The sequence below is a fragment of the Halomonas dongshanensis genome (genome assembly GCF_024790395.1).
Taxonomy (GTDB): Bacteria; Pseudomonadota; Gammaproteobacteria; order Pseudomonadales; family Halomonadaceae; genus Vreelandella; species Vreelandella dongshanensis.
Genome location: NZ_JAJISC010000004.1, coordinates 223,494 through 249,928 on the forward strand (window position 1 = coordinate 223,494; position 26,435 = coordinate 249,928).

Annotated in this window: 25 protein-coding genes and 1 tRNA gene; 7 read left to right on the plus strand and 19 right to left on the minus strand. The window is 58.1% G+C overall.

Annotated features, from left to right (window positions below; genetic code table 11):
* Positions 1-2: 2 nt before the first annotated feature.
* The 12 genes from trbL to LLY24_RS10165 all read right to left on the minus strand — a co-directional run bounded on the left by trbL (position 3) and on the right by LLY24_RS10165 (position 9,702).
* The gene (gene trbL / locus LLY24_RS10110) at positions 3-1,499 is read right to left on the minus strand and encodes a P-type conjugative transfer protein TrbL (RefSeq protein ID WP_259036169.1); all 1,497 of its coding nucleotides are present in this window, start codon (positions 1,497-1,499) and stop codon (positions 3-5) included.
* A 13-nt stretch (positions 1,500-1,512) separates the two neighbouring features.
* Positions 1,513-1,743 (minus strand): entry exclusion lipoprotein TrbK, encoded by a 231-nt coding sequence (trbK, locus tag LLY24_RS10115; protein WP_259036170.1) that lies wholly within the window; start codon positions 1,741-1,743, stop codon positions 1,513-1,515.
* 10 nt (positions 1,744-1,753) lie between these two features.
* Positions 1,754-2,521 (minus strand): P-type conjugative transfer protein TrbJ, encoded by a 768-nt coding sequence (trbJ, locus tag LLY24_RS10120; protein ID WP_259036171.1) that lies wholly within the window; start codon positions 2,519-2,521, stop codon positions 1,754-1,756.
* A gap of 286 nt (positions 2,522-2,807) precedes the next feature.
* Complete coding sequence (traI, locus tag LLY24_RS10125; RefSeq protein ID WP_259036172.1) at positions 2,808-4,589, minus strand: TraI/MobA(P) family conjugative relaxase; 1,782 nt, start codon at positions 4,587-4,589, stop codon at positions 2,808-2,810.
* Between the two features lie 34 nt (positions 4,590-4,623).
* Complete coding sequence (gene traJ / locus LLY24_RS10130) at positions 4,624-4,995, minus strand: conjugal transfer transcriptional regulator TraJ (RefSeq protein ID WP_259036173.1); 372 nt, start codon at positions 4,993-4,995, stop codon at positions 4,624-4,626.
* A 112-nt stretch (positions 4,996-5,107) separates the two neighbouring features.
* Positions 5,108-5,314 carry a hypothetical protein gene (locus LLY24_RS10135; RefSeq protein WP_259036174.1) on the minus strand — a complete coding sequence of 69 codons (207 nt, stop codon included), beginning with the start codon at positions 5,312-5,314 and terminating at the stop codon, positions 5,108-5,110.
* Positions 5,315-5,601: 287 nt separating this feature from the next.
* A complete protein-coding gene (locus tag LLY24_RS10140; protein WP_259036175.1) occupies positions 5,602-5,979 on the minus strand; it encodes a hypothetical protein in 378 nt (125 codons plus the stop codon).
* A gap of 10 nt (positions 5,980-5,989) precedes the next feature.
* Positions 5,990-6,202, minus strand: coding sequence for a DNA-binding protein (locus LLY24_RS10145; protein ID WP_222515911.1), 213 nt, complete (start codon positions 6,200-6,202; stop codon positions 5,990-5,992).
* A gap of 643 nt (positions 6,203-6,845) precedes the next feature.
* The gene (locus LLY24_RS10150) at positions 6,846-7,364 is read right to left on the minus strand and encodes a hypothetical protein (RefSeq protein ID WP_259036176.1); all 519 of its coding nucleotides are present in this window, start codon (positions 7,362-7,364) and stop codon (positions 6,846-6,848) included.
* A 75-nt stretch (positions 7,365-7,439) separates the two neighbouring features.
* Positions 7,440-8,354: a DUF2806 domain-containing protein gene (locus LLY24_RS10155; protein ID WP_259036177.1), complete on the minus strand. Its 915-nt coding sequence runs from the start codon at positions 8,352-8,354 to the stop codon at positions 7,440-7,442.
* A gap of 112 nt (positions 8,355-8,466) precedes the next feature.
* Positions 8,467-9,528, minus strand: coding sequence for a tyrosine-type recombinase/integrase (locus tag LLY24_RS10160; RefSeq protein ID WP_259036178.1), 1,062 nt, complete (start codon positions 9,526-9,528; stop codon positions 8,467-8,469).
* 97 nt (positions 9,529-9,625) lie between these two features.
* Positions 9,626-9,702 (minus strand) — tRNA-Ile (locus tag LLY24_RS10165).
* Between the two features lie 211 nt (positions 9,703-9,913).
* Between LLY24_RS10165 and LLY24_RS10170 the strand changes: the two genes are divergently transcribed.
* On the plus strand, positions 9,914-10,483 hold the full coding sequence (locus tag LLY24_RS10170) for a hypothetical protein (RefSeq protein ID WP_259036368.1): 570 nt from the start codon (positions 9,914-9,916) through the stop codon (positions 10,481-10,483).
* Between the two features lie 22 nt (positions 10,484-10,505).
* Here the strand turns inward: LLY24_RS10170 and LLY24_RS10175 are convergent, their stop codons facing one another.
* The 4 genes from LLY24_RS10175 to LLY24_RS10190 form a co-directional block, all read right to left on the minus strand.
* Entirely contained in the window at positions 10,506-11,321 is an 816-nt protein-coding gene (locus LLY24_RS10175; protein ID WP_259036179.1) for an ABC transporter ATP-binding protein, read from the minus strand.
* On the minus strand, positions 11,318-12,382 hold the full coding sequence (locus LLY24_RS10180; RefSeq protein WP_427854559.1) for a FecCD family ABC transporter permease: 1,065 nt from the start codon (positions 12,380-12,382) through the stop codon (positions 11,318-11,320). The genes LLY24_RS10175 and LLY24_RS10180 overlap by 4 nt, the downstream gene beginning before the upstream one ends.
* Positions 12,383-12,486: 104 nt before the next feature.
* Positions 12,487-13,455, minus strand: a complete 969-nt coding sequence (locus tag LLY24_RS10185; RefSeq protein WP_427854560.1) for a FecCD family ABC transporter permease — start codon at positions 13,453-13,455, stop codon at positions 12,487-12,489.
* 41 nt (positions 13,456-13,496) lie between these two features.
* The gene (locus LLY24_RS10190; RefSeq protein ID WP_259036181.1) at positions 13,497-14,420 is read right to left on the minus strand and encodes an ABC transporter substrate-binding protein; all 924 of its coding nucleotides are present in this window, start codon (positions 14,418-14,420) and stop codon (positions 13,497-13,499) included.
* A gap of 322 nt (positions 14,421-14,742) precedes the next feature.
* Here LLY24_RS10190 and LLY24_RS10195 point away from each other — a divergent pair, with 322 nt between their 5' ends.
* On the plus strand, positions 14,743-16,962 hold the full coding sequence (locus tag LLY24_RS10195; protein WP_259036182.1) for a TonB-dependent receptor domain-containing protein: 2,220 nt from the start codon (positions 14,743-14,745) through the stop codon (positions 16,960-16,962).
* Between the two features lie 81 nt (positions 16,963-17,043).
* Here the strand turns inward: LLY24_RS10195 and LLY24_RS10200 are convergent, their stop codons facing one another.
* The gene (locus LLY24_RS10200) at positions 17,044-18,999 is read right to left on the minus strand and encodes a ligand-gated channel protein (protein ID WP_259036183.1); all 1,956 of its coding nucleotides are present in this window, start codon (positions 18,997-18,999) and stop codon (positions 17,044-17,046) included.
* 241 nt (positions 19,000-19,240) lie between these two features.
* On the opposite strand from LLY24_RS10200, the gene LLY24_RS10205 reads away from it, so the two are divergent.
* The 5 genes from LLY24_RS10205 to LLY24_RS10225 all read left to right on the plus strand — a co-directional run bounded on the left by LLY24_RS10205 (position 19,241) and on the right by LLY24_RS10225 (position 25,278).
* Complete coding sequence (locus LLY24_RS10205; RefSeq protein ID WP_259036184.1) at positions 19,241-20,146, plus strand: LysR family transcriptional regulator; 906 nt, start codon at positions 19,241-19,243, stop codon at positions 20,144-20,146.
* Between the two features lie 78 nt (positions 20,147-20,224).
* On the plus strand, positions 20,225-21,106 hold the full coding sequence (locus tag LLY24_RS10210; RefSeq protein WP_259036185.1) for an AEC family transporter: 882 nt from the start codon (positions 20,225-20,227) through the stop codon (positions 21,104-21,106).
* A gap of 80 nt (positions 21,107-21,186) precedes the next feature.
* Positions 21,187-22,383: a PQQ-dependent sugar dehydrogenase gene (locus tag LLY24_RS10215; RefSeq protein ID WP_259036186.1), complete on the plus strand. Its 1,197-nt coding sequence runs from the start codon at positions 21,187-21,189 to the stop codon at positions 22,381-22,383.
* A gap of 32 nt (positions 22,384-22,415) precedes the next feature.
* Positions 22,416-23,873 carry an ATP-binding protein gene (locus LLY24_RS10220; RefSeq protein WP_259036187.1) on the plus strand — a complete coding sequence of 486 codons (1,458 nt, stop codon included), beginning with the start codon at positions 22,416-22,418 and terminating at the stop codon, positions 23,871-23,873.
* A 4-nt stretch (positions 23,874-23,877) separates the two neighbouring features.
* Complete coding sequence (locus tag LLY24_RS10225; RefSeq protein WP_259036188.1) at positions 23,878-25,278, plus strand: sigma-54-dependent transcriptional regulator; 1,401 nt, start codon at positions 23,878-23,880, stop codon at positions 25,276-25,278.
* Positions 25,279-25,348: 70 nt separating this feature from the next.
* On the opposite strand, the gene LLY24_RS10230 is transcribed toward LLY24_RS10225, so the two are convergent.
* The gene (locus tag LLY24_RS10230; protein WP_259036189.1) at positions 25,349-25,549 is read right to left on the minus strand and encodes a hypothetical protein; all 201 of its coding nucleotides are present in this window, start codon (positions 25,547-25,549) and stop codon (positions 25,349-25,351) included.
* A gap of 392 nt (positions 25,550-25,941) precedes the next feature.
* Positions 25,942-26,394, minus strand: coding sequence for a hypothetical protein (locus LLY24_RS10235; RefSeq protein ID WP_259036190.1), 453 nt, complete (start codon positions 26,392-26,394; stop codon positions 25,942-25,944).
* Between the last annotated feature and the right edge of the window lie 41 nt (positions 26,395-26,435).

The following is a 26,435-nucleotide window of genomic DNA, read 5'->3' on the forward strand; positions in this document are numbered from 1 at the left end:
CCTTAGATATTCTGCTGGCCACGGTTCACAAAGCTAGCTATCTCGTCATTACGATCCTGCTGACGTTCACTACCACCCAAGCTGTCGCTGTCGAACGAGGGAACAGAATCATCCGCTTCTGCGACCTTACTATCCCCTTCCGGCTTCATGCTCGCGCGGATGGATGACGCCATGCGGCCACCAGCGGTTTGATCAACCTTGCCCTGGAACTTCCCAGCCACCTTCGACCCAACCCCTTTAGCTAGCTCGCCAGCCGTTCCAGCTCCCAAGGATGCTGCTCGCATGAATCCGCTACCGCCACCAGATCGGGAGCCAGAACCAGCGAAACCAGCCGCCTGCGCAAATGGGGTGTCACCGGTGCCAGCTTCATCTCCGGTGAAGCTGCTGCCACTCCCACCACCGCTGCTGTCACCTCCAGTGCCAAAGCTCGGCATGTCAGCTCCAGACCCCGACATATTGGACTGGGCCTTCTCGAAAGCAGCCTTGATGGCTGACCCGCCACCTACTGCATTCGCCGCGCCACCCAACATCGCGCTCCCAGCCATCTTGCCCGCCGTGAGGGCCATACCTGCCGCTGATATGGCTGCTCCTACCGCAGCACCGGCACCAAATGACCCGATGCCCATTGCTCCCACGCTGCCACCCGACACCAGGCCGGAAATCATCGGTGGAATCTTGTTAACCAGAAATAGCAGGATCACCGAAACGACCAACATTACGACCAACTCCTGGGACGCCATGTTCTCGCTCATCTGCGAGTAGTAGTGAGTAATGAACTCCCTACCGATGGCGACCAGGAGTACCATTGCCATCAACTGAGCCGCTATGCCGAGAATAGCCTTGTAATAGTTGATCGCCATGTCTGATGTCCAACGGGAGCCGCCAAACCCCAGGAAAAACACTCCCGCATAAAGCAGTATCCAACTAGCGGCTAGCAACAGGAGCAGGTTGACGGAAATGATCGCCAACACCAGTAATACGGCCAAGGCCATACCTTCCATCACCAACGCAGTGGCAAACTGTTTCCAGCTCAACTCTGACGTAGCCTTCACCGTCTGGTCGTACAGTTCAAAACCGATATCGAGGATACTGGACGGCCCCAAGTTGCCGTTGGAGAGGCCACCGGCTTGTGCCCCAAGGGTTTGCAATGACTGTACGATGGTTCCCGCGATGTTCATGCCCTGAGTCGCGTTCGTCAGCAACCACCAGAAAAAGCCTGTAAAGATGGTGAAACGAATAAGCTCAGCAAAGAACTCACCAATGTCGGCCTTGCGCAGCGCCATCATTCCAAACGTCCATACCATCGAGATCACTACCAGGGTCCAGAACAACCGACTGGCGGCCGCTTCTATGGCAGGCCCCCACGTTGATGCCGCGGAATGAAAGCGATCCAACACATCATCCATGATGTTGCTGCTGGATAGCTCCTGGGCCATTGCGGTATCGGACAGCATGACGACGGCCATCACGCCCAAACCACCAAAAACGAATCGTTTCATACGACGCCCTCCTTCAATATCTGTCGGGGGAGCTGGGTTCGAACTCCCATTCCCGCATGCGGTGGGCCTTCTCGTACAACCGACAGGCTTCGGTAAAGGCTTTCCGGCTCGATTCGCGGCTCAGCTCGCTGATGGTCTGCTGAAACGCAACTGGCGCGCACGTGATCGCACTCGCCTCCGGTACCGTTTCCTGCACACAACCTACCAAGGCAACAGCTACCACAAGTGGAATGATCTTCTTCATCGCAGCCTCCTTAATAGCGATCTGCTGAGCTAGGTTGGTAATTCCAGGTACGCATCTGCCGTTCCCGCGCTTCCCCTCTGGCGTTAGCATCCAGTTCGGCGGCGAGACGGGCGGCTTCAGCGTTCTGCTGAGCAATCAGCAAGCTGCGAATTTGCAGGAGTTGGTTCGCTTGGTTACTGGCGAGCTGGTTGGCGTAACCAATGGCGGCAAGCTGGCCATCCGCGCCCTGGGCGGCGGATTGCAGACGCTCAAGCTGTCGAGCATCAGAGACCAGGTTATCTTGTTGCTGATCCAGCCCCCGGAAGAGCGCATCGTTGGCCGCTTTTTGCGATTCAGACGCCAGGCGACGGTTTTCATCCATCGCTGCACGTTCGGCATCCGTGCAACCGCCACCATTGAAGCAGGGGGAACTCCGGTAATTCGCCACGTCCTGGAACTTGCCCAGGTAGGCATCGAGACTGCCGAGCTGGTTCTGATAATGCTGAAGCGTATTGGTGGCTTGGATCAGATCATTAATCGTGGATTGTGCCCTGTCCCAGATATAGGCCGCTGGAGCCATGGAGTTTTGCAACTGGTTTTCATACTGCTGCAACTGCGTCTGGTACTGCTCGATCTGCTTAAGAGTCTGTGAGACGGACTCCATCGCCGTCATAACGTTTTGCTGAAGGTTGGTGCCGTCGACGACAGGGATGCCCGCTTGGGCAGGCATGGACGCGGTTAACGCCAAGGACATGACCGCGACAGGAATTTTAGCCGCTAAAATTCTTTCTCTTCTCATGATTGAGTGCTCTTAGCTTCATCGTGACTAAGTTGCACTCACCAACCTGTAGCGGCTCGCTCATGAAGATTGCGAGCCACTACCCCTCCCGGAGAACCCAGCGGTGAAGTGTGGACCTCTACAGGGATAGCTCGTCACTTACTATCCCGGCGTCCGACCTGCGCGACACCGTCAGAACGCGCGGCCAATGGTTGTTGAACATCGGTGTCATTGTCCTGGGGAACGGTTAGGCTTCCCAAGGGTTAATCGCATCTACTGTTTGTTGCCGCCTTCCAAAGGGAAAGCACTATAGTGAGCGTCCCTTTTGCTGTCTTTTTGCCCTCTTGGCGTCCATCTCTGCCCGTAACTTGGCTTTGCGGCGCTCTTGCTCGCTCGGCCCACGTGCGGGCGGTGTCGGAGTCTTGCCCGCTTGTCCCTCAAGGTGAAGCACATCGGCCTGGGACAGCGATTGCAACCGGTTCCGGCGCACCGGGGGTGGCGGCTGACCGATGGGCGGCACTCCCGCCCGTTTGCTTCGGGTCTTGGCCGAGGCGGTGTTCTCGCCGTTCGCCAAGGCTTGTCGGCGACGTTCCAGCCCGGCGTCCGCAAACCGTATAGGCAACTGCCCATCCGCTGCCGCCTTGATCACCCGCGCTTTGAACTCCGGCGAACCGTTCACGGTGATGCGCTCGCCGTAGCGTTCCATCGCCATCCTTAGCGCGTTCTGGATGCCTGCCTGGTTGGACTCCCTGGACACCTGTAGCCGGTCGCCATCGTCGCGCACGGCGCTGGCTCCGGCCCGGTAAATGATGGTGCCCTTCTTGGTGATGTTGTCGATCACCGGCGCATGGCCGGGTTTCGCCTGTCCCTCACCCTTCAAGGTGTTGCCCTTGAGGCCGTGGGCTGCCTCTCTGGCTCGCAACGCGACCAGGGCCCCGGTATCGCCCTGCAAGGCTTCCCGTTTGAGCCAGTCGGCCCAGGAGCGGCGTCCGTGGGCCTCATGGATCGCCTGGCGTTCCTCCCGGTACTGCTTCTGGATCGCGTCAATGTCGGCTTTCAGGGCGCTGCTAGCCTGCGCATACAGCACCTTTTTGGTCAGCCTGCCGCTGGTGAGCTTAATGGCCGCTCGCCGGGCCTTGCCTTTCTTCTTGGCGTTCTCAATCCGGCGGTCTTTCTGCCGCCGGGCTTTGCCCAGGGCCGCCGTCTTGTTGGCTGCGGCGCTCTGCTGTTCTGATTTGAAGCGGGCGTAAAGCTCAGTAGTGTTCACGCGCAGCCGTACCGGGTCTTTGCGGTACTGGCGGCGGGGTTTGGCCTGTTGTGCCTGGTCAGGCTCGAACGGGCCGAAACGGGCCTCCAGCTTCGGTTTGGAGAATTCCCGCCCCAAGGTGCTCGCCTTGACCGCCGCGTCATCACCGGCCACGACAACCAGCCCATTCCCCCGCGCCCGGAGTTCCAGGCCATTGTCACGCATGACCTGGTGCAGTCCGCCCCAGGACTGCGCGGTTCTGATGTCATCCAAGCACTCGCGCTTGATCCAACCGATCAGGCTTTCAATACCGGCATGACGTTCCATGTCGGTGGCTCGCGACTCGGCGCCGCGTCGGCGCGGAATGTGGTTGTCCTGCTGCAACCCATAGTCCCGTTCCATGACCTCGCACAGCTCGGCCAGGGTCTGGTGTGGGTAGTAGGGTTCGTGGATGGTGTTGCGAGTCGGGTGGATCTTGTTGACAGCGATATGGATATGCAGATTGTCGGTATCGTTGTGAACGGCACTGATGCGCTGATGCTCTCCAAAGCCCAGCCCCTTGCAAATACGGTCCTCGATGGACACCAGGGTATCGGCCTCAATCTGTTCCCCGACCCGGAAGCTGACAATCAAGTGATAGGTCTTGTCGCTCTTCGCTCGGGTATTGGCGAACTGGGTCGCCAATACTTCACTAATGGCATCCTGGACCGAATAGGCCTCGCAGTTGGTCAGCCGCACCGCGCCAAGACGGTGCTCCTTGCTCTGCTCGTCGGTGATGTAGTTCACCAGACCAGCAAAGTCTGACTTGCCCAGGGAGCGCATGGGGACGTGTTTGGCGATCATGAGTGCCAGCCCCACATTTTAGCGGCTAAAAAAATCACGACCTGGCCCTCGGCTGCACCACGGATTTCAACACCTGACTCATTTCCTCCTGAGTGGATTCGATCCTTCCGAGCAGGCTAAGGATGGTAGCCGTCCCGAAGTGAGCTGTTCTCACGTCATCTGTCAGCCAGAGCTTCAGTAATCCACCCAAACGGCCCAAGTCACCATTGACACGAACCAGCTCGCGGACATACTCGTAGTCCATAACACCATTGACCTGATAGCCCTGCCCCACTTCCCGCAGATAACAGGCAACGCTTAGCCCTGCCTGCTTGGCATTGGATTCAATCATCTCTCTCTCTTCCGGAAGGCAGTACACCTTGAGCGGCGTGCTGTTCTTCCGTGTCACTCTTTGCTTCTCACTCATGCCAGCTCCTATCTCAGATGCCATGCCTTGCAGAGCAGGATTTCCGTTGAGCACCGCAGGTGCGAATAAGGACCAGTGAAGAGGAACACCACGCTTGCGGGGTGGGACTACTTCACACATCCTGCCCGCACTTCAGCGTTGATTTTTGTATGTACGCCATGTGCAAAGCATCGCTATTTCTCTGCATTTCGTTGCACGGATCTGTTTTTTCCTGTGCATCCGTGACAAACAGCCCCGAACTCTGATGAAGTCGATACTTGCGGCGATAATGCAGCACTCCAGAAGCGGTAAAACAGCGATCTAACAGCGATTTCCCCATAGCGGCGCCCTTGCGCTTTCCACATTCAAATACACAGCTTTCCACGCGGTTTCCGCACTGCCCCTCAAATGTCAATGAATCAGAAGCGCTGCCCCTCAAGTGTCAACATCGCTGCCACGCAGACCATTTCTTCAACCTCACTGGCTTACTGCGTGTCAATTGACGTGGTTGGCCTTTCTTTCTTGGCGTGCAAAACACGGCGAATGCCGTTCATCTACTTACTACCTAAGTACTTACTAGGCTTAGTACTTTCTAGCTTCTTTACTTAATAGTGTTGGATTTTCCGCCTACGGACTATCCAGAGTTGGATTACCCGTATTCGGAAAATCCGAACGTGGTGAATCAAGCTCAAAGTCGCCTGGTCGGTCAGTGACTAACCATGTAGTGCGCACGAACTTTCCACATTCACCGCGCTCTCGCTGAATGCACAGATACCCCGCCTGTTGAAGTTCCTTCAGCCCCGCTCTCGTAGCATCTCGACCAGAGCCAACCTCCTTCTCTTTTGAAAGGTGGGATAGCCTAAGCTGCCAGTTATCGGGCAGAGAAAGCACGAACACCAGAATGCCCAAGGCTTTCCAGGAAATTCGTCGATCTCGTATCAACTCATTGTTGAGCGTCGTGAAATTTGAGCGCACCCGGCGACGGATGATGGCGGTATCGTCCACAGTTGCCCCCTCAGGACTCGTCAATCAGTCCAGCAACATCAGTTGCACGGAAATAGACACGCCTTCCAACCTTCCTCTTGGCGGCATTCCATTTCAAAGCAAAGTCTGATTGGCTCTGCAAAGATATTCGGAGTCCATCGGGGCTACGCTTCAACAATTCCGATAAATCGGTTAGGGAAAGTAGAGGACCATAACGCTCAAGCAACTGCTCTTCGGTTGTCATAAACATCTCCAGATAACGCAAACAAAGACTTCACTTTCAATATTTACGTCATCTTGAGAAAACTTTCAACACTTTGATTTTATGGTTGAAAAAGTATAGCTATACGCCTACCCAAAGTTTAACTATACTTTTCCAACAGCACCTTGCGTAAAACAGAAGAACCACAAACTCCGCATATAAAACTCAAACAACAACCAAAGCGACCCTGCCCCTCAAATGACAACAAACAGCTTGAGTTGATCACCTTGCGCACGGTATTGGTCAATGCACTTTATTTCATTGACACTTGAGGGGAACTTTTATAACCACAATCCCTCAGGCGCATGAGCACATGGAAAAATGTGTCCAGCATGAGGGATGCTAGGTAGGATAGGATGGCATTGAGTAGCGCACCACTGAGGCCAAACCACAAAGGCAGAAGAAATTTTAGCCGCTAAATTTTTCCTCAGTTTAGCTGAGGGATGGCTACCCTTCAGGCGATGTAGTATGTTGTACGCTACTACAACATACTACACGCTACACGGCATTCGAAAAATAAAGAGCCGGCACCGGCCAGAATCGATCATTGATGATTTTCCTAACGCTTCAATACCGGCGCAGTTTTGCTGCGTCCGGTGCCGAGTGCATCATGTTAAGTGACTGGCTATGCCGAGACTAACTTTCCAGCTGTTAAAGATTCTCGCAAGTCAATGACCGGTTCCATGGAGCCGACCTTGTACTTATATGAAATTGACTTCCCTCTAGTAATATCTAAAAGGTTGATGAGGGATTCTGCTGCGCGTAGAACTTCAGCTGGAAGATATTGAGGCTCATAGCTGCTTAGCACTCCCGGTTTCATATGCGCAACTCGCTCATGCCGTATTTTCACAACAGGGTCAGCAAGTAAAATAAAATTATCTGCCGCTACTTCCACTGTCGCTACCGGTGTTGGAAACGAGCCTCGCTTCACAAGCATTGATACAGACCTTGAATCTTTTCGTTTGTCCGCGAGGCGAGCTATGCGTATCACCAACATTTCCAACAGTGCATTGAGAGCTACAAGTTGATTTGCCAACTCAAATCTTGTGGCGCTATTTGTTAGTCCTTCCATCAGTCGCTGATAGGTGTAGATTGATGTCAGAATGTGCCAAGCCTCAGTTTCTATTTCATCGAGAATCTTCACTACTTCTCCTTATCAGTAAGCTCTTATCTGCCTTTATCTCAAAGCTATCGTCAATAATAATCAATGTTTTTAAAGCTAGCCAAAACAATCAACACTCACCAAATCACTGTACTTTCTCTTCAACAAAACAATATAATCATCATCCAATGGGGAATCCACCAACTTGGCAAGCTCATTACCAAGGGGTGTCAAGCAATAAAAGTGGATAGCCACTTTATTTTTCTTAGTCACAAACTTTATTTTCTTTAAATCGATTACAGCACCTTTGGGGAGAGACTTCCAAAGCAAACCATCTTCATGCACAAGCCCCAGGTTTTTAAGGATCATCCATTCGGTCAGATCAACCTCGCTTTCTTTGGGAAAGATCTGATCTTCGTAGACAGTAAGCAACGTGGAAACACCACCAACTTTATTGACACCTGATATCACTAAAAACCCGTCATTGTCTGGTTTAGGAGTAACGTATCTACAAAATTTAGAGAAAATCTCAGCCTCATGCCGCGTAAGCTTCTTTAAAAATTCAAGACTTTTTAAAGAGAAACGCCCAGGCTCTTCTATCTCCTTAACAAAAACTTTAGCCCAGAGCTTTTGCATAACTTCAGAAGAAACAGTCTCTGCATTATCAACAAAGGCGTCCAACCATTCTGGATCAACAGATTCATCAGAGATTTTCTTTGGCGGCGCTAATATTGCATAACGAATCACATTTTCTATATTATTCTGCTTCAATTTTTCTTTGTAAAGCTTACGCTGCTCTGCTCTCTCAGAGAGACTTTCTTTTGCCTTCTCAGCAATCAACTTTCCTTCAATTTCTGACTGAATCATCACTTTATTTTTTTTAGCTTCAGCATCCGCCAAAAGACCGATCTTATACACTTCCGCCTCTGCTTTTCGCCTTATTCTTGTTGGTTCATAAAGTATTCCTGTCGCTCTTGCAAAAACCTCAAGAACCTTTTCAACACTCTTCCCAACACCGGCAAAATCTTCCATGAATCTTCCCTTAAATCTCGGAAAGGTAGACCACCTACCATCCTAATTTAAAAAACTTATATTTAATCGCGACTTACACTCCGCGGAGAATGAAGTCACATTTACAACAACCTTAAAAAACACTAATTTTGTCCAGCTTTGCAACCAAATCCTCCGCCCTCAGGTGCGTATACCGCCTTAGCATCTGCATGGACTTGTGACCGCTGATCGCGGCGACCTCCTGGTCAGATAGCCCTGCTTCTACTAATCGGCTGACGGCCTCATGGCGTAGATCATGAAAGCGAAAGTCATCGAGCCTGGCCTGCTTCTTCGCCTGGTTCCAGAGCTTGGTATAGGCATAGGGGCCGCGCTTGCCGTCTCGACCAGGTTCACCGAAGAACACTAGGTCGCAATCGAGGGGACGCACCGGGTTATTCACTGCCTGCTTGAACACCTCGGTGGCCGCCTGGGTCAGCGGTACCAAGCGGGCTTCGTTGTTCTTGGTGTCGGTGAGACGCACCACACGGCGTTTCACGTCGACCTGGAACCGAGTGAGGGTCAGAATCTCAGACGAGCGCATGCCCGTCTCCAGGGCGATTCTGGCGATCCAGGCCAGCATGGGGTTGCTGTGCTGCCTCAGCACGGCAAACAGGCGCTTCTCCTCGTCTGCGCTCAAGCGCCGGTCGCGCCCTTCTCCAGGGGTAGGCTTGCGGATGTTCTGGACGGGGTTGTAGGACAAGCCCAGGCCCCATTCCTGGATGGCTACGGTGTAGAGATGGCCGAGCAGGGCAAGCTCCAGGCGCACGGTATTGGCGCTGATGGGCTGGCCCCGATGACCAATGCTGTTCAGGCGGGTATCACGGAAGTTGGCAATCAGCTCCGGCGTCAGGGCCGCAAGGGAATACTTGCCCAGATGCTCAATCAGCGTGTTGGCCTTGTGGCGTTCGCTCTTTTGGGTGCTGGGCTTCTTCGTAGGGGTAACGTCAGCGAGGTAGCGCTTGAGCGCAGCTTCGAGCGTCATACGCTCCGAGGCGCTGCGCTGGATAAAGACGCCACGCACCATTTCGTCTTCGGTGCGGCGTGCCCAATCTTGAGCGTCACGCTTGGTGCGGAAGGTCTTGGCGGTGGCAGGCCAGCCGGTCTTGCGGATGACGGCTTTCCAACTACCGGCTGGGGTCTTGACGATGGTGGCCATGAAAGTCTCCAGGGGACTGAAGGATCGGCACTGTACCGAAACTGTACCCTTGGACTATGGGACTCACCAGAGAGAAATCGTAAGTCGCTGATTTTGATGGTGGGCCCAGTAGGACTTGAACCTACGACCAAGGGATTATGAGTCCCCTGCTCTAACCAACTGAGCTATAGGCCCTTTCGCGAGCCGTATGATAGCGAATGTCGGGGGGCGGGGCTAGTCCTGGGGGTGTTTTGTCGGGGGTTTTGGTGTGGCGTGTGTCAGCCGCTGGGTGGAAGGGCACTTTTTGCTCTGGGCCGTGTCTGCTGATGAGCTTTGATGTCATGTGGAGAGTCTGATGCAAAGAGCTTGGATGCGGGGAAGCGCGGTACGAAAACGCGCTGTGGGTATGTGGTTGGCGGTGGCGTCTCTGTTTTGGGGGGCGGTCGCGCAGGCAGACTGGCAGTTGGAGCCGAGCCGTTCGCAGGTGCAGGCAACCATTACGCAGTTGGGGGCTGGCGCGCCCGAGGCGCATCACTATCAGCTACGAGATTTGCAGGGGGAAATTGGCCCAGATGGCGCCTTGCGCTTGCCGCTACGGCTAAGCCAAACGGACATTCTCGATCAGTTCGGCACCCTACCCACCTGGGTGAGCCTATTGGCCAACACCACGCTGGTAACGCTGACAGCGCAGATGCCTCCGGCGCGTTTGGATGCGTTGGACGTAGGTGAATCGCTGGTCGAGACGCTTACGTTCCGCGTGCAGATGGATGGGGTGAATCAGCAGGAACCCGTCCCGCTACGCTTCACTCGCGAAGGACTCAATGAGGTCCGCGTGACCCACGCCGAGCCCATGGCGCTGGATGGTCGTACACTGATGGCCAATAGCACCGTGCGCACGCTGCTGAATATGCTGGGCTTCCAGGAGATCGGCGATGAGGTGCCGGTCACGCTGAATGCCCTGCTGATCAATCGCTGACTTTACGTAATCAACGCCCGCCTTAGGCGGGCTCGGGCGCTGCACGCCGCACGTTGGCAAGCAAGGGGCTTCCGGTATCAGGGTCAGTGAGCAGCGTGCACTCCACTTGGTAGAGCTTACGCACCAGCGCCGGGGTCACCACGTCTTCCGGCGCGCCCTGATCGACGATCTGCCCATCGCACATGGCGATGATATGGTCGGCGTAGCGGCAGGCGCTAGCCAAATCGTGCAACACCATGACCACGGTGCGACCATGATCGCAGGCCAGATGGCGCACCAGCTCGAACACCTCGATCTGATGGCCCAGGTCGAGCGCCGAGGTGGGCTCGTCGAGCAGTAGAAGCGGCGTTTGCTGCGCGATGGTCATGGCGATCCAGGCACGTTGGCGCTGGCCGCCGGAGAGCGCATCGATGGGGCGCTCGGCGAGATTCTTGAGCCCCGCCGCTCCCAGCGCGTGTTGCACGACCCGCTGATCCTCCGCCGACCACTGGCGCAGCCAACCCTGATGCGGCTGGCGGCCAAAACGAATCAGTTCGGTCACCGTCAATCCTTCCGGAGCGACGGCCTCTTGTGGCAGCAGCGCCAACTGGGTCGCGAGCTTGCGCGAGGGCAGGTTTTGGATGTCGGCGCCGTCGAGCAGCACCGTGCCGTCGTCGGGTTTGTGCAGCCTGGCAAGACCGGCAAGCAATGTCGATTTACCGCAGCCGTTGGGGCCCACGATGGCGGTTACCTTACCGGTGGGTAGCTCGACATCCAGCCCGTGAATCACCCGGCGCGGCCCATAGCTCATGCCGAGCGCCTTCGTTGCGAGCGTTGGCGGGTTATACACTTCCTTCATGGGCGACTCCGTTGCGGGCGCATCAAAATCCATAGAAGCCAGGGGCCACCGACGATGGCGGTGATGATCCCGACCGGCAGCTCGATCGGCGCCATCATGGTACGCCCAAGTAGATCGGCCAGCACCATCACCAAGGCGCCGGAGAGCGTGGCGGCCAGCACCGGCACATGGCGCGGCGTAGAGAGCGCCCGGGCGATCTCGGGGCCGATCAGCCCGACCATACCCACCGGCCCCGCTACGGCCACGGCCAAGGCCGTAAGCACCACCGAGAGCATGAGAATCTGAAAGCGCCGAGCGTTGACGCTAACGCCTAGTCCGCGCGCGGTCGCTTCGCTGAAGCGCAAAATGGTGAGCGAGCGGGCAAGCCCGAACGCCAGCACGAACCCAACCGCTAGACCAATGCCAAGTAGCTGTACCGAACCGCCTGAGCGGGCGTTGAGCGACCCCACCGTCCAGGGGTAGGCGGCGTTAGCGGTATCGATGCCGACGCGAGCAAGCATTAGCTGGGTGACCGCGCCAAACACCGCGCCCACGCCAATACCGGCGATGATGAAGCGATAGCCTTGGGTGCCGCTGCCGGTCGCCAAACCGAAGGTGAGGACGGCGGCGGTGACGGCCCCGGTCAGCGCCATGGCCGACGGCGCAAGCGACACGCCCATGCCCACCACCGAGGCCACGGCAAACGCCGTAGCGCCGTTATCGATACCGATGATGCCGGGAGTCGCCAGGCGGTTGCGCGCCAGGGTCTGCATCAAAATACCCGCCAGAGCGAAGGCGCCGCCGGTCAAGCAGCCCGCCACCAAGCGCGGCAAGCGCAGCTCCTGCACCATGAAGACCGTCATCATGTCGCCTTGGCCCGCCAGCGCCTGGATCACCGCGCGCGGGTCGAGAGCCGTCGTGCCAAGGCTCAGATAGGCAACGCTTGCCAGCAGCAATGCGACCGCCAAAAGCATATTGACGCCGACGCTGCGCTTCTCGATCAAAAGGCTTAAGCCAGTGCCGTCGCGGTCGCCCAGGCGCCAATAGCCGTCGGGCGCGCGCAGGGGCGACGCCGCGGGCATTGCGCCGTTAAACATGGCCTTCTTGGGCGCCAGCGACGCGTTATCTTGCTTTAACATCTTTGTTCAACTCGGAAAACCACATGCAAGGCCACTCGGGACTCGTTTTATAGCATCGGCAGTCGCCGCGCTCGCACCACCGCTACCAGCACCGGGGCACCAAAGAGCGCCGTCAGTACGCCCAGCGGAAGCTCGGAAGGCGCCACCACGACGCGCGAGACGATATCGGCTACCAGCACGATCAAAGGCCCGGTGGGTAAGCTAACCCACAGGGTACGGCGAATGTCCGGCCCGACGAAGGCGCGGGCGACAAAGGGCACCACGAGACCGACGAAGGCGATGGGCCCGGCAATCGCCGTGGCCGCCCCGACCAAGAGTGCCACGCACAGAATGATCAGCGCACGGATGAGCCGCGGATGATGCCCCAACCCGCTGGCCATTCGTTCGCCCAGCGCCAACGCCGCCAGCGGCCGCGCCAATAGCGCAATCAGTACACCGCTAACGACAATGGTGGGCAATACCGCAAGAAGATCGTCAAGGCGACGCCCGGCTAGGCTGCCGATGACCCAGAAGCGAATTTCATCGGCGGAGCGCTGATCGAAAAACAGAATCAACGAGGTGAGCGCCCCTAAAAGCGCCGAGAAGGCGGCGCCGGCGAGCACTAGGCGCACCGGATCGTTGCCCACGCCGCGCCAGCGGGCAACGCCCAGCACGCATAAGCACCCCGCCAAGGCGCCCATCTGGGCCACCGGGATGCGTAGCGTGGCCGCACTGGCGCCTAATACCAGCGCCAGCGCGACGGCAAAGGCCGCCCCGGCGCTCACGCCTAAAAGTCCAGGTTCCGCCAGCGGATTACGCGTCACAGCCTGCAACAGCGCCCCAGAAACGCCCAAGGCCATGCCCACGGCGAGGCCAATCAAGGTGCGAGGCGCGCGCAGCTCCCACACCACGAAGCGGGCATCGGCGTCGTCAGCGCCGAGCAGCATGGCCACGACCCGCGAAGGGGAAACGCTGCCTGCCCCGATGAGCAGACTAACGACACTCACCGCCACAAGGGCGGTGAGTAGAGAGACGATCAGCGTTCGGGTATCGACACGCCGTGTAAGCGTCAGTGCCTTCACGGCAACAGCGCTTGTTCGACATCATCCAGAATGACGTTCGCTGCCAACGGGCCGGAGGTGCTGCTCCATACCTGGCCATCCACCGGCACTACGTGCCCAGCCTGGACCACGTTCAGGCGCTCGAAGGCGCTGCTTTGACGCGCCGCCTCTAACGCTTGTTCGCCGTCTTCGTTGAGCGTGGCGAGGAAGAGCCAGTCGCCGTCGATCTGCGACAGGTTTTCAAGGCTCAGTACGTCACTGTGCGGGCGCCCTTCGGCGACCAGGCCGCCATCTTCGGCTTCGATGCCGGTTGCCGCGAGTACGCCGGTCGCGAAGAGCTGGGAGGACATGATCATCGGGCCGCCCGGCATCCAGCGCACGACATAGGCGTTGCCGCCCTCGCCTGCCTCTTCGATGCGTGATTTGATGTCGGCGGCACGCTCGTCGAGCTCGGCGAGCACGCGTTCGATCTCATCCTCTTTGCCCAGCACCGAGGCGTAGAAACGCGACTCTTCGCGCCAGCCATCCTGGGTCAGCGGGTTGGTATCGGGCACGACGGTAGGGGCGATACGCGACAACAGTTGGTACTGCTCGTTCGGTAGCTCAGCGGGCGCGAGGATCAGATCTGGCTCCAAGCGCAGTACGGCCTCAAGGTTGGTCTCGCGCGGCACACCGACGATTTGCAGCTCGCTTAGGTCGGTATGCTCGCCGAAGTAGTCGGCGACGGTATCCACACCGCGCGAGGTAATCGCGCCCAGCGGCGTAACGCCAACGGCAAGCGAGGCATCCAGCGCGCCTTCATAAAGAGTAACGATGCGTTCGGGCGCATCGGGTACGTCCACCTCGCCGAATGCGGTATTTACTTCGCGGGCCTGGGCATTCGCCACTAGTCCACTAATCACTACACTCGCCAAACCAAAACGCAGTACGGAACGCAGCATCGTTAACCCTCTTGAAACGCTGAGTAAGAAAAGGTCGCTAAACCGTCGTTAAAAACCGTGATGACGGTAACAGATTAAATTTGCGCTGAATAGTAAGTATTCTCAAAAACACTTGCACGCCAATTATGACGAACCTTGTGTTCCTAAATTTGCAACGCACAGCAGCTTGGCAAATCCAATGTTCGGCATTAAGGAACTAATCGTTCCAAAAATAAAGCGTTGCACGCGGAACTTTTCGCCATAGAATCGCAAACGCCAATGATAATAATTTTAATTAGCTAAGAAATCAATTTTAACTCACTACTTTCCTCAAGGGGGGGCCATGCCTAGTTTCAACCGTACCGCGCTTGCCAGCGCCATTGCTCTAGCTGGGGTTGCCGTCATCGGTGCCACTAGCGCCAGCGCCCAGACGAATGGCGCGCTCAACGATATCGTCGTCACCGCTGCAGGCTACGAGCAGGCGCTCAACAGTGCGCCTGCGAGCATTTCTGTAGTCACACGCGATGAACTCGAGCAGCGCCAGTTTTCGAGTATTGCCGAAGCGATCGCCGACATTCCTGGCGTCGATGTACGCGCAGGCACCGGCAAAACCGGCGGTTTCAACATCTCCATGCGTGGCATGCCCAGCCAGTACACCTTGATCTTGATCGATGGCCGCCGTCAAAACGCTTCCGGCGACGTCACCCCCAACGGCTTTGGCGAAACCTCGACCAGCTTCATTCCGCCGCTTTCGGCCATCGAGCGAATCGAAGTCATCCGCGGCCCGATGTCCACGCTCTACGGCTCGGACGCCATGGGCGGGGTCATTAACATCATCACCCGTCGCGTGAGCAGCGAGTGGACAGGCTCGGTGACGGTGGAAAACACCTTCCAAGAGGATCGTGACGCGGGCAATAGTTCGGCGATCAATCTCTACGCCTCGGGTCCGCTGATCGAAGACACCCTGGGTGTGCAGCTGCGCGGGCGCGTTTACGACCGCGATAGCTCCGAGCGGCTGGTTGAAGGCATCGGCCGCGACCCACGCCCCGGCGAGGCACGCATCTACTCCCTTGGCGGTCGGCTCAACCTGACCCCAGACGACACCAACGAGTTCTGGCTCGACATCGAGCGTTCGCGCCAGGTCTACGATAACAGTGACTGCCGCCTGGGGAGCCTAGATGGCCTGCGCCGCAACGACTGCGCTACCCCACAAGCCAATGCCTTCTTTGGCTATGAAGACGAGTTGCGCTTCAACCGCGACCAAATTGCCATTGGCCATACGGGACGATTCGCGGCAGGCACCTGGGACAGCAGCTTGACCCGCAACTTCACCGAAAACGTCGGCCGTACCTTACCGGCGGGCAGCGCCCCTGAATACGGCTACGAAGCCGAAGGCGGCGAGCCGCGCCTGTTGGAAAACCGCGACATTACCTTCGATACCAAATTCGTTGCCCCGCTGGACAGCCACATGGTGACCCTGGGCGGCCAGTACATCGACTCACAGCTGCGCGACGGCACCGCTGGAAACGAAACCTTCTCCCAGTCGAGTTGGGCGGTGTTCCTCGAAGACGAGTGGTTCCTGCACGATGATCTGGCGCTGACGCTAGGCGGACGCTACGAGCACCATAACGCTTTCGGCGGCCACTTCAGCCCACGCGGCTACCTGGTGTGGAACGCCGACGACTACTGGACGCTGAAAGGGGGCGTCAGCCAAGGCTACAAGACGCCGACGCTGAACCAACTGCACGATGGCGTTAACGGCTTCGGTAACCAGGGGCAATCGGTCAGTATTGGCTCACCGGATCTCGAGCCCGAAAAGAGCACCAACTACGAGATCGGCGCCATCTACGACAACCTGGACGGATTCTCGGTGGGCGCTACGGCCTTCTTTACCCAGTTCCGTGATCGTATCGCCAGCGGCGATGAACTCCCCAACTGCCAATACATCGATAGCAACGGCGACCGCCCCTTCGCCAACGCCGCCAACTGTATCAGCGTGGGTAACTTCACCCAGCAGACCAGCTTTGGGCAGTCGATCAACATCGACCGCGCCGAGACTCGCGGCATCGAGCTGACGTCTAGCTACCAGTTTGCCCCCGCCTGGACGATCAGCGGCGGCTACACCTTCACCGACACCGAGATCACTTCGGGCGACAACGAAGGCCAAGCGCTGACCAACGCGCCCAAACACAAGCTCACCGCCGACCTGACCTGGGCGATCAACGACCGCTGGACCACTAGTCTCGAAGGCGAATACTACGCCTCCCGCGAGCGTTTCAGCGAAAGCGTCACGGGCAGCTCAGCGGCACTGGTCGAGCAGTTGGGTAACCGCCTGGATAGTTATGAGCTGTTCAACCTGCGCACCACCTATCGCTTCTCCGATAGCGTGCGCTTGACCGGTACCGTCTATAACCTCTTCGACAAGGACTTCTCAGAGCACGACACCTATGAATTCGATGGCGATACCTACGTGGCCTACCGCTACAGCCAAACCGGCCGTGCCACCGACGGCGTAGCGCTCGATGGCCGCAGCTTCTGGGTCTCGGCCACCTACGAATTCTGAGTAGCCTAGCGGCTGAAGCATCCCCTCACGCAAGAGCCCCAGCATCAGCTGGGGCTCTTGCGTTTTAGAGGCTTTTGTATTTTAGAACTCGACGTTGATGCCCAGCCAGAGGCGGCGGCCATCTTCGACGTAGCCGTACTCGTCGTAGGTGACGTCTTCATCGAAAAGGTTGTAGATACCCGCGTTGAGCGTGGTATTGGCGTTCAGTGCGTAACCGATACCGGCATCGACGAAGGTGTAAGACGGCGCGACCAGCGTGCTGGAGGATTGGCCACCGGTGGGCTGGCTCTCTTTACCGCGGTAGGTAACGCGCGTCCACTGGTTGAGCTCGGGTGTAGCCTGCCAATCCAGCGTCGCCGAAATCTGGTGGCGCGGCAGTTTGGTCAACGGCTGACCAGCGTAGTCACCGCTTTTCTGCTCGGAGTCGGTGAAGGTATAGCTGCTGCTCAAACTCAGGCTTTCGGTGATATCAGCGCCCAAGCTCACCTCGACGCCTTGGGTGACCGCCTCATCGACGTTGACCCAGTACGTAGGATCGGCACCAAACTGGTTGGCCCCTTCAGCACACACGCCTACAGGACACTCAATACGGGTGATCTTGTCGTCGAAGTCGTTGTGGAACACGGTCAGGCTGCCGTTGATACGATCGCCGGTGTAGAGCAGCGCCAGCTCCTTATTGAGCGAGGTTTCAGGTTTGAGATCCGCGTTACCGTAAATGTCGCCACCGCGGCTGACCTGGCCCCAGTCGGGTGCCGATTCGCGCAGCGAAGGCGAGCGGTAACCCGTAGAGACACCGCCCTTGAGCGTCCAGTTGGGCATGAAGCCCCAGACGCTGTAGAGGCGCGGGCTTACGTGCGTACCGTAGCGGTCGGAGTCGTCCATGCGCAGGCCGCCAGTGAGCGCCCAGGTGTCGGTCAAGAACCACTCGTCCTCGATGAACAGCGCCCACTGACTCTGGGTGATGTTGGTGCGATCAGAAATGGTGTTGGTCGACGAGTCGTTCAGCTCTTCACGTTGATAGCTCGCGCCGACGGTCACCATGTGCGCATCCAGCGGCATCACCAGGCTGGTCTTGGCATTGGTGTTGACGATTTCGATATCCCGCGCGCGGTTTTCACTCGTATCGCGCTGCACGAACGTTTCGGTGGTGCCGATATCGAAGCGGCCGTTGTGAGTCAGTGCCACATGACGGTTGATGTACTCGCCGTAGCTGTCGGTACAATCACCCCGGCAGCCTTCCGAAGGCGCTGAGCGGCCCATGTGCGCTTCCCGCTCCTGCTCGGTGATACCCGCTTCGAGCGCAATGTCGTGCGCCTCGGTGGGCGTCCAGGTCAAACGACCGGTGATGCTCTGCACGCTCTTGTCTTCGTAGCCGTTGAGGATATCGTCCTCATCGCGCTGACTCATGCGGCCGTAGACTTGCAGACCCAACTGGTCTTCGATCAACGGCCCGCTGAGATAGAAGTTGGCCTGACGGCTGTCGCCTGAGTCGCTATCCTGCTGCAGCGTGGTATCGAGCTGAACGTTACCGTGCCACTCTTGGGCCACTCGGCGGGTAATGACGTTGATGACGCCACCAATGGCATTGGAGCCGTAGAGCGTCGACATGGGCCCCCGAACTACTTCGATACGCTCGATGGCCTGCAGCGGTGGCAGCCAATCCTGCTCGAAACCGGCGCTGCCGTTGGGGCGCGTCTGGCGCGAGTTCTGTGGGCGCCCATCGATCAGAATCAAAGTGTAATCCGCCGGCATTCCGCGAATGGAAATATCATAGCCGTTGTCTCCACTGCCCCCTCCGGTCACGATAACGCCAGGCACGTCACGCAGGGCGTCGGTAATATTACGGTAGTAGCCGCGCTCGATATCCTCTCGCGTGAGTACGCTGATCGAGGCGGGCGCATCGGTCACCTGCTGTTCGAAACCCGCTGCGGTAACGACGATATCGTTCATTGCCTGCGCCTCTTGCGCTGAGGCATGAGAAGCAGCTAAGGAGGCAATAGCTGTAACGAGAAGAGTTTTTTGGAAGCGACCACGCATGCAAAATACCTATTGAGAAATGCCGTTAGCGAGAGACAATCGTCTAAATGATAATTAGTAGCATCGGCATGCTATCTTCAAAGTTCCTCAAATGCGCGCTACAGTGTGTTCGATTAACCGCAACCTAAATATCAATTATTTTTATTCTCTATGCGTTACCCAGGTTGGCTTTAGCTTTTTCGAACCTCAGCATTCTTTACCAACGTATTCTTAGACCCAGCAGGAGTGATGTGCCGTTTCCATGTACGATTTCGACGAACTCAACGCTTTTGCTCACGTTATGGCAACGGGCAGCCTTACCCGAAGTGCGCGTGATATGGGCGTAGCCAAATCGACCCTAAGCCGCCGTATCAGCCAGTTGGAGGTGCATCTCAACCAACCACTCATGCGCCGCCAAGCCAACCGGCTAATTCCCACCGAAGCCGGGCTTTTGTTCCACACCTACTGCTTGGAGCTGCTCGAACTGGCTAGGACCAGCCAGGAGGCGCTCTCGGAGTTGAAGGAGGAGATCAGCGGTCAGCTCACGCTCAAAGTGCACAATTCGCTGATGCGCAGCTGGGCCAGCGATGTGATGAACGACTTCGTGCGCCGCTACTCTCACGTCGAGCTAACCCTGCAAACCCTGCATGCCCTGCCCCACTCCCCCGACAGCCACTGCGTGCATTTATGGCTGGGCGACACCACCGAATGCGGGCTGCACCAGGAAGCGGTCGGCGAGCTACGCTTTGGTCTCTATGCCAGCCCCGGCTACCGTGATAGTGCTGGCCTCCCCCAGCACCCCGACGAGCTCTACCAGCACGACTGGGTCGATTTGCTCGGCACCGCCCAGCACGAGTTGCCGCTGCACCATACCGATGGCACGACCCAAACCTTTCGCCCGCCGCGTACACGCCTGCACGTCGATGTCGCCCTACTGCAGATGGAAGCCATCGCCAAGGGGCAAGGTATTGGCGTACTTTCGCATTGGCTGGTCGAAAGCCGCGAGCGCTATCATCCAGGTGAGCTCATTCCCTGCTTGCCCGCCTGGTCACCTCCCGCCGTACCCATTACCTTGCTGTTCGCTTACGGCCATCAACCTCGTCGCGTACGCGCACTGCTCGATTTTCTGCGCGCGCGTATTCCCGAGGAGTGGAAGGTGGCACCCTGAAGTCGCGCGGCGCCAAGCGCTTGCCAGCCGCGCGCCGGATTGACGACAATACTTGGCCACTGCCGCCAAGGATTTGCAATGTTTGCTGAACTCTTTGCCGTGATGGCGCCCGTACTGGCGGGCGCTGGGCTCGGCTATTTCTGGGTGCGCCTGGGCAACCCCTACCCCGTCGACTTCATTACCCGCTTGGTCTTCAACATCGGTACCCCGTCGCTGGTCCTGGCATCTTTGTCCGGCGCCGAGATCGATGCTCATACCTTTGGCCTGACCATGATGGCGACGGCGCTGGTCATTCTTCTTATGGGCGTTGCGACCTTTGGCGTGGCGATGCTGCTTGGGCGTAGCTGGAAGGTGCTGATCGCCCCGATGATGTACCCCAATACCGGCAACATGGGCCTGCCGGTGGTGCTCTACGCTTTTGGCAGTGCAGGGTTCACCTACGGCATCACCATCATGGTCACGGTATCGCTGTTCCAGTTCTCCCTGGGTACGCTTTTGTCGAGTCGTGGCAACCCCTTCATGGCGCTGATCAAGACGCCGACGGTCTATGCCATTGGCATCGCCATGGCGCTGCTGTTGACCGATACCGCCCTTCCCCTCTGGCTTGGCAACAGCGTCGAGCTAATGTCGGGCTTCACCGTGCCGCTGATGCTGATTACCCTCGGCGTTTCGCTGGCCAACATCCAGGTCAAGAACCTGAAATCGGGCCTGGGCTTTAGCCTCGTGCGCATCCCCTTGGCAGCGGCAGCGGCTTGGCTCATCGCCGAGTGGATCGGCCTTCCGCCCATTGCCCAGAGCATTCTGGTACTGCAGATGTGTATGCCGGTGGCGGTGTTCAACTACCTTTTTGCCCAACGCGCCCAGCGTGAGCCCGCTTATGTGGCGAGCCTGGTCTTCTGCTCGACGTTTTTAGCGCTCTTTTATCTCCCCGCTCTGCTGGCTTGGTTGATGCCGCGTTGATACCCAACGCCCGCGCCGCCCACGGGCGGGCGGAGCTTGCTAGAATGAAAGCGTTTACCAGCTACCCGAGGAGATCTGCCATGCCTACTCGCGCGACGTCCACGCGTGCCACGCACGCCCGCTTCATCGGACCCTATGCACTCAACGCGGCCCTTTTTGGCGTTGGCGCCACCGCCCTACTCGCCGCCACCGCCGCTCATGCGGAGATGATCGAGGAGGCTATCGCCACCGAAGAGCATACGCTTTCGCTAGAGCGCGTGGCCGAGGGGTTGGCGCACCCCTGGGCTTTGGCGTTTCTACCCGACGGGGGCTATTTGGTCAGCGAGCGCGGCGGGCGGCTTCTTAGCATCGACGCCGAGGGCACGGTAACGCCCATCGAAGGGCTCTTCGAGGTGAGCACCGAAGGTCAGGGCGGGCTGCTCGATCTCGCTCTGCACCCTCAATTTGGCGACGGCGAGCACGATTGGCTCTACCTCACCTGGAGCAAGCCAGAAGCCGATGGCAGCCGGGCGGCGCTGTCGCGCCTGCGCTGGGATGAGGGAGAAATTACTGAGGTCGAGCACCTGTTCGAGCAGGATCGCGCCTCGCAACCGGGTCGCCACTACGGCTCGCGCTTGGCATTTTTGCCCGACGGCACGCTCTTGATGAGCGTAGGTGATCGCGGCAGTGAACCTGCCCGCGCGCAAGACCGCGGCGATCACGCCGGCTCGATCCTGCGTCTGACCGATACCGGCGGCGTACCCGATGACAACCCCTTCGTCGATGATCCCGATACTCTGGATGAAATCTACACCCTGGGTAATCGCAACGTGCAAGGCATGACGGTGCGCCACGACGGCACTCCCTGGATCACTCAGCACGGCCCGCTCGGCGGCGACGAACTCAACCCCCTTACGCCCGGGGCCAACTACGGCTGGCCCGAGGTCAGCCAGGGCAACGACTACGCCACCAACGAGCCGATCGGGGTTAGATCGCTCGATGGCATGGAAGAAGCCGCTTACGTCTTCGAGGGGCGCTTTGCCCCCTCTGGGCTTGCCGAGGTCAGTGAGAGTGCATCAGACCTCGAGGCCTGGCAGGGCGACTTGCTTGCCGGTGGGCTTGCCAGCGAACAGCTCGTGCGCCTGCGCCCCGAGGAGGGCAATATCACCCACACGGAGGTTATCTTGAACGGTGATATCGGCCGGGTGCGCGACGTACGCCAAGGCCCCGATGGCGCCATCTACCTGCTAACGGACGCGGCAGAAGGCGCGCTCTATCGTCTTGCCGCCGCCGACTGAGCGGCGGTTTTCTCGCTTACCACGGATGGATCATGCGCTTACGCAACCTCATCATTCTCACCGTCATCGTTCCGCTGTTCATCGTATTGGTGGTGTTCAGCTTGGTGGCCATCAAGTCATTGGAAGACAACGTGCGCTCTAAGCTGCAAACCGAGGTGGAGATCATCACTCGGGCAATGAGCACCTCCTTGGGCTACGCCATCAGCAGTGATAGCGGCACGCCCTTGGAGGAGGCGCTACAGTCTGCCTTCTCCTTTCACCGCATCTACGGCGCCTACGTGTTCGATACTCGCGGGCGCGAAGTCTATGGTTTGGGGCTCGGCAAGGATCTGTTCACCCAGGAGGAGATCCAGCAGGTCATCGAGCGCGACGATCTCTACAGCAACTATCGTCAGTACGATGGCTGGAACTACTACTCGGCGCTGATTCCCCTGCGCACACCCGACAATACCGTGCGCGGCGTGCTTCAGGTCAACCGCTTGAATACCGGGATCGAGAACTACACCGGCTTCATCAGCGTAGTGGCGCTGCTGGTATTCGTGATTGGCGCAGGTGGCATCGTGTTCAGCATTTGGTGGGGCTTTCGGCGCTTCATCGAGCGCCCGCTCAATCGTCTTTTGCGCGTCATGATGCTGGTCGAAGACGGCGACCGCAGCCAGCGCGCCGCGCTCGAAGGCCCGCGCGAATACAAACGCCTGGCATCGGGGCTCAACCAGATGCTCGACGCCATGGCCGAGAAGGATACCGATATCGAGGTGCGCCAGCGCCGTGAGATGGAGCTGGAGAAGCGCTTGCGCAAATCCAAGAAACTTGCCGAGCTCGGCGTGTTGGCTGCCGGTGTCGCCCATGAGATCGGCGCACCGCTCACAGTAATCAACGGCCAAGCCCAGCGCTTGGCGCGACGCAACGTCATCGGCGACGACGAGCGCGCGCGCCTGGGCCGAATTCGCGGCGAGGTGGAACGAATCGTCAAGATCGTGCGTCAACTCATGGAGCTTGGACGCCAACACAATGTCGAAAAGGATAGCCAAGCGCTGGATCTGTTGATCGAGAACGCCCGAGCACTGGTCGAAGAGGAGCTCGAACCGCGCAACATTCGCCTCGAGATCGACCTCCCGACACCTTCGCCAACGCTCTTGGCCAACGGTCAGCAGATCGTTCAGGTGCTGACCAACTTGATGCGTAATGCCGCCCAAGCCGGCGACGTTAGCGTGATTCGTCTACGCGCCGAGCAGAGCGAAGATGCCAAGGAGCTGCACCTGTGGGTCGAAGACGACGGCCCCGGCATCGCCAAGACCCATCACCAGCAGGTCTTCGATCCCTTTTTCACTACCAAGCCGGTCGGTCAGGGCAGCGGGCTGGGGCTGTCCATGGTACACCGCATCATCAACGATCACGGCGGTACGATCGGCGTGTTCGACAGTGTCCTGGGAGGCGCAGGCTTCGAGATAAGCCTACCTACCAGCGACATTCATCCGCGTGAGGATTAGCTTTGTGACACAACAGGACCCCCTACTCCCCATCCTGGTGGTGGAAGACGATCCCGCCATTCGCGAGCTTCTGGAAGAGGAGCTGCAGGATGCGGGCTATCAGACCCAGGGCGTGGCTAGCGCCGAAGAGGGCATTGCGCTGTTGAGCCACACCCAGGTGTCACTGATCATCACCGACGTGCGACTGCCCGGCATGACTGGGATTCAGCTACTTCAGCAGCTGCGCCAAGAGGGTAGCGATGTCGGCATCATCGTGATCACTGCCTTCGGCACCATCGACCAGGCGGTCGAGGCGCTCAAACTCGGCGCCGATGATTTTCTTACCAAACCGCTGGATCTCGACGCCATTCGCGAAGCGGTATTCCGCGTGCTCGAGCGCCAGCGCTTAGCGCTCTCGCCAACGTCTGAGCTGAGTCACTTCCACGGTATCGTGGGCAAAAGCGATGCCATGCAGGGGCTTTTCCACAACGCCTCGCGCTTGGCCAAAAGCGATGCGCCCATTCTCATTCTGGGCGAAAGCGGCACCGGCAAAGAGCTCTTGGCGCGCGCTATACACCTGGAGAGCCCGCGCCATGACGCTCCGTTCGTTCCAGTCAACTGCGCCAGCATCCCCTCCGAGCTCATGGAGAGCGAGTTCTTCGGCCATGTGAAAGGTGCCTTTACCGGTGCCAACGAGGCGCGCAAGGGGCTTTTTCAGAGCGCCCAGGGCGGCAGCCTGTTTCTCGATGAGATAGGTGAAATGCCGATCAACTTGCAGGCCAAGCTACTACGTGCTCTCCAGGAGAAAACCGTGCGCCCCGTGGGCGGTGAGCGTGAAGAGCCGGTGGATGTGCGCATCATTGCTGCCACCCATCGCAACCTGGAAAAAGAGATCGAACAGGAGAATTTTCGCAGCGACCTCTTCTATCGCCTAGAGACCTTCTCGCTGCGCATTCCGGCGCTGCGTGAGCGCGGCAGCGACATCGAACACCTCATATTTGCTCTTATCGACAAGCATAGCGAACCCCAAGGCAAGCAGATCGAGCATATCGAGCCCGATGCGCTGCACTGCCTGCTGCACTATACCTATCCCGGCAACGTACGTGAGCTGGAAAACGCGGTGATGCGCGCGGTGACCTTGAGCGAAGACGGCACCCTACGCCATCAGGACCTGCCCGAGCGTTTGCGTGAGCAGGCAACGCCGGATAAGGCAAGCCAGATGACGCCCACCCTTACCGGCGAAATCCTTTCCGGCAGCCAACTTCCTACCCCCACGCCAACGCGCTGGCCGAGCCTGGAGGAGGTGGAAAAGCGCTATATTCACAAGGTGTTGGAAGCCACTGGCGGTAACAAGCGCCGTACTGCTGAAGTATTGGGCATCGCTAGGCGTACGCTTTACCGCCGCCTGGAAGAGAACGAAGAGTAAGAGCGCCAAAACAGGCAGCCCTCGAATCAGCGGCTGCCTGTTTACTATAGACTCGGCAAGCCCTGCCGCATCATAGGTCGTCGTTCAAGGTCTCTTCGGTCGCTTGGCCTTCATCGGCCATGGGGCCGTGGTCCATGGGTTCTTGAGCTTCAGGTTCAGGCGTAGGCTCGACTTCTTGCTCGCAGCCGCTAAGCACCGCTAATCCCATCACGACGCTCGTCGCCAGTAGCCAGCTGCGCATCGTAGTTTTACCCGCTTGTTGCATAGGCATCGTCACTCTCCTTGTTTGACCAATGACGTTTACAAGATAGACGCTGGGAAGCGGGATGCCAAAGCCTCAGGCTGCTTTTGGAGGCAGCTTTTAAAAACAGTTTTCAACGCATAAAAAAACCCCCACGGGCGTGGGGGTGAAGGGGATGGTAAATCGGTGTGGAGCAGCCGCAGGGAACGAACAGCTGGTTCGATTTACCATCGTAGGGAGCAGTGGCTTGACCTGATCGGTTGGGTCAAGTACCTATAACCGTTAATCTCATAACACCTAGTTCGGTTGCCCGGTCATTTCGCAATCCATGCGGCGTCGACCGGGCTAACGCGTTCTCCGTGTTTTCTTACTCGTTTTATCCGTCCTGGACACTCTACCGATTCCCTTCGGTAGGCGCAGGCTTACTGCGTCTGTTGCTCTTCGTCCTGATTGGTCATGTCATCTTCGGTGGCGCCATCGTCGCTCATGGCAGCATCATCGTTCGACGTATCTTCACCCGGCATCGGATCGGTACCCGTGCCAAAACTTGAGTCTTCATCGCCTACTGCATCGGCGCCCATAGGCTCTTGAGCCGGTTCTTGCATGGGCTCTTGGGTCGACTGAGCTTGGCTGTCGAGGCCCGGATCACCAGTAGTGGCGTTGGCCGGTGCCGCAGGTTCGTCTGCAGGCGTAGCATCCATGGCAGGCGCATCGTTGGTCATACCCTGCTCACTTTGCGCAGGCGGATCTGCTGGCGTTTCGGGCGTATCGTCATCACCGCAGCCTGCAAGTGCCAAGGCGCTAGCGGCAGTGGCCGCCATGGCCAGCGTCATCCACATTGGGCGTTTGGTCTTCGACTGATTCAGCTTATCCATAGCTCGTCTCCCCATAGCTCGTTTTCTTTTACGACAACTAT

Coding starts and splice junctions, on each gene's coding strand:
- trbL (WP_259036169.1), bottom strand. CDS start 1,499: ATGAAACGATTCGTTTTTGGTGGTTTGGGCGTGATGGCCGTCGTCATG.
- trbK (WP_259036170.1), bottom strand. CDS start 1,743: ATGAAGAAGATCATTCCACTTGTGGTAGCTGTTGCCTTGGTAGGTTGT.
- trbJ (WP_259036171.1), bottom strand. CDS start 2,521: ATGAGAAGAGAAAGAATTTTAGCGGCTAAAATTCCTGTCGCGGTCATG.
- traI (WP_259036172.1), bottom strand. CDS start 4,589: ATGATCGCCAAACACGTCCCCATGCGCTCCCTGGGCAAGTCAGACTTT.
- traJ (WP_259036173.1), bottom strand. CDS start 4,995: ATGAGTGAGAAGCAAAGAGTGACACGGAAGAACAGCACGCCGCTCAAG.
- LLY24_RS10135 (WP_259036174.1), bottom strand. CDS start 5,314: ATGGGGAAATCGCTGTTAGATCGCTGTTTTACCGCTTCTGGAGTGCTG.
- LLY24_RS10145 (WP_222515911.1), bottom strand. CDS start 6,202: ATGACAACCGAAGAGCAGTTGCTTGAGCGTTATGGTCCTCTACTTTCC.
- LLY24_RS10155 (WP_259036177.1), bottom strand. CDS start 8,354: ATGGAAGATTTTGCCGGTGTTGGGAAGAGTGTTGAAAAGGTTCTTGAG.
- LLY24_RS10160 (WP_259036178.1), bottom strand. CDS start 9,528: ATGGCCACCATCGTCAAGACCCCAGCCGGTAGTTGGAAAGCCGTCATC.
- LLY24_RS10170 (WP_259036368.1), top strand. CDS start 9,914: ATGTGGTTGGCGGTGGCGTCTCTGTTTTGGGGGGCGGTCGCGCAGGCA.
- LLY24_RS10175 (WP_259036179.1), bottom strand. CDS start 11,321: ATGAAGGAAGTGTATAACCCGCCAACGCTCGCAACGAAGGCGCTCGGC.
- LLY24_RS10180 (WP_427854559.1), bottom strand. CDS start 12,382: ATGCCCGCGGCGTCGCCCCTGCGCGCGCCCGACGGCTATTGGCGCCTG.
- LLY24_RS10190 (WP_259036181.1), bottom strand. CDS start 14,420: ATGCTGCGTTCCGTACTGCGTTTTGGTTTGGCGAGTGTAGTGATTAGT.
- LLY24_RS10195 (WP_259036182.1), top strand. CDS start 14,743: ATGCCTAGTTTCAACCGTACCGCGCTTGCCAGCGCCATTGCTCTAGCT.
- LLY24_RS10200 (WP_259036183.1), bottom strand. CDS start 18,999: ATGCGTGGTCGCTTCCAAAAAACTCTTCTCGTTACAGCTATTGCCTCC.
- LLY24_RS10205 (WP_259036184.1), top strand. CDS start 19,241: ATGTACGATTTCGACGAACTCAACGCTTTTGCTCACGTTATGGCAACG.
- LLY24_RS10210 (WP_259036185.1), top strand. CDS start 20,225: ATGTTTGCTGAACTCTTTGCCGTGATGGCGCCCGTACTGGCGGGCGCT.
- LLY24_RS10215 (WP_259036186.1), top strand. CDS start 21,187: ATGCCTACTCGCGCGACGTCCACGCGTGCCACGCACGCCCGCTTCATC.
- LLY24_RS10220 (WP_259036187.1), top strand. CDS start 22,416: ATGCGCTTACGCAACCTCATCATTCTCACCGTCATCGTTCCGCTGTTC.
- LLY24_RS10230 (WP_259036189.1), bottom strand. CDS start 25,549: ATGCCTATGCAACAAGCGGGTAAAACTACGATGCGCAGCTGGCTACTG.
- LLY24_RS10235 (WP_259036190.1), bottom strand. CDS start 26,394: ATGGATAAGCTGAATCAGTCGAAGACCAAACGCCCAATGTGGATGACG.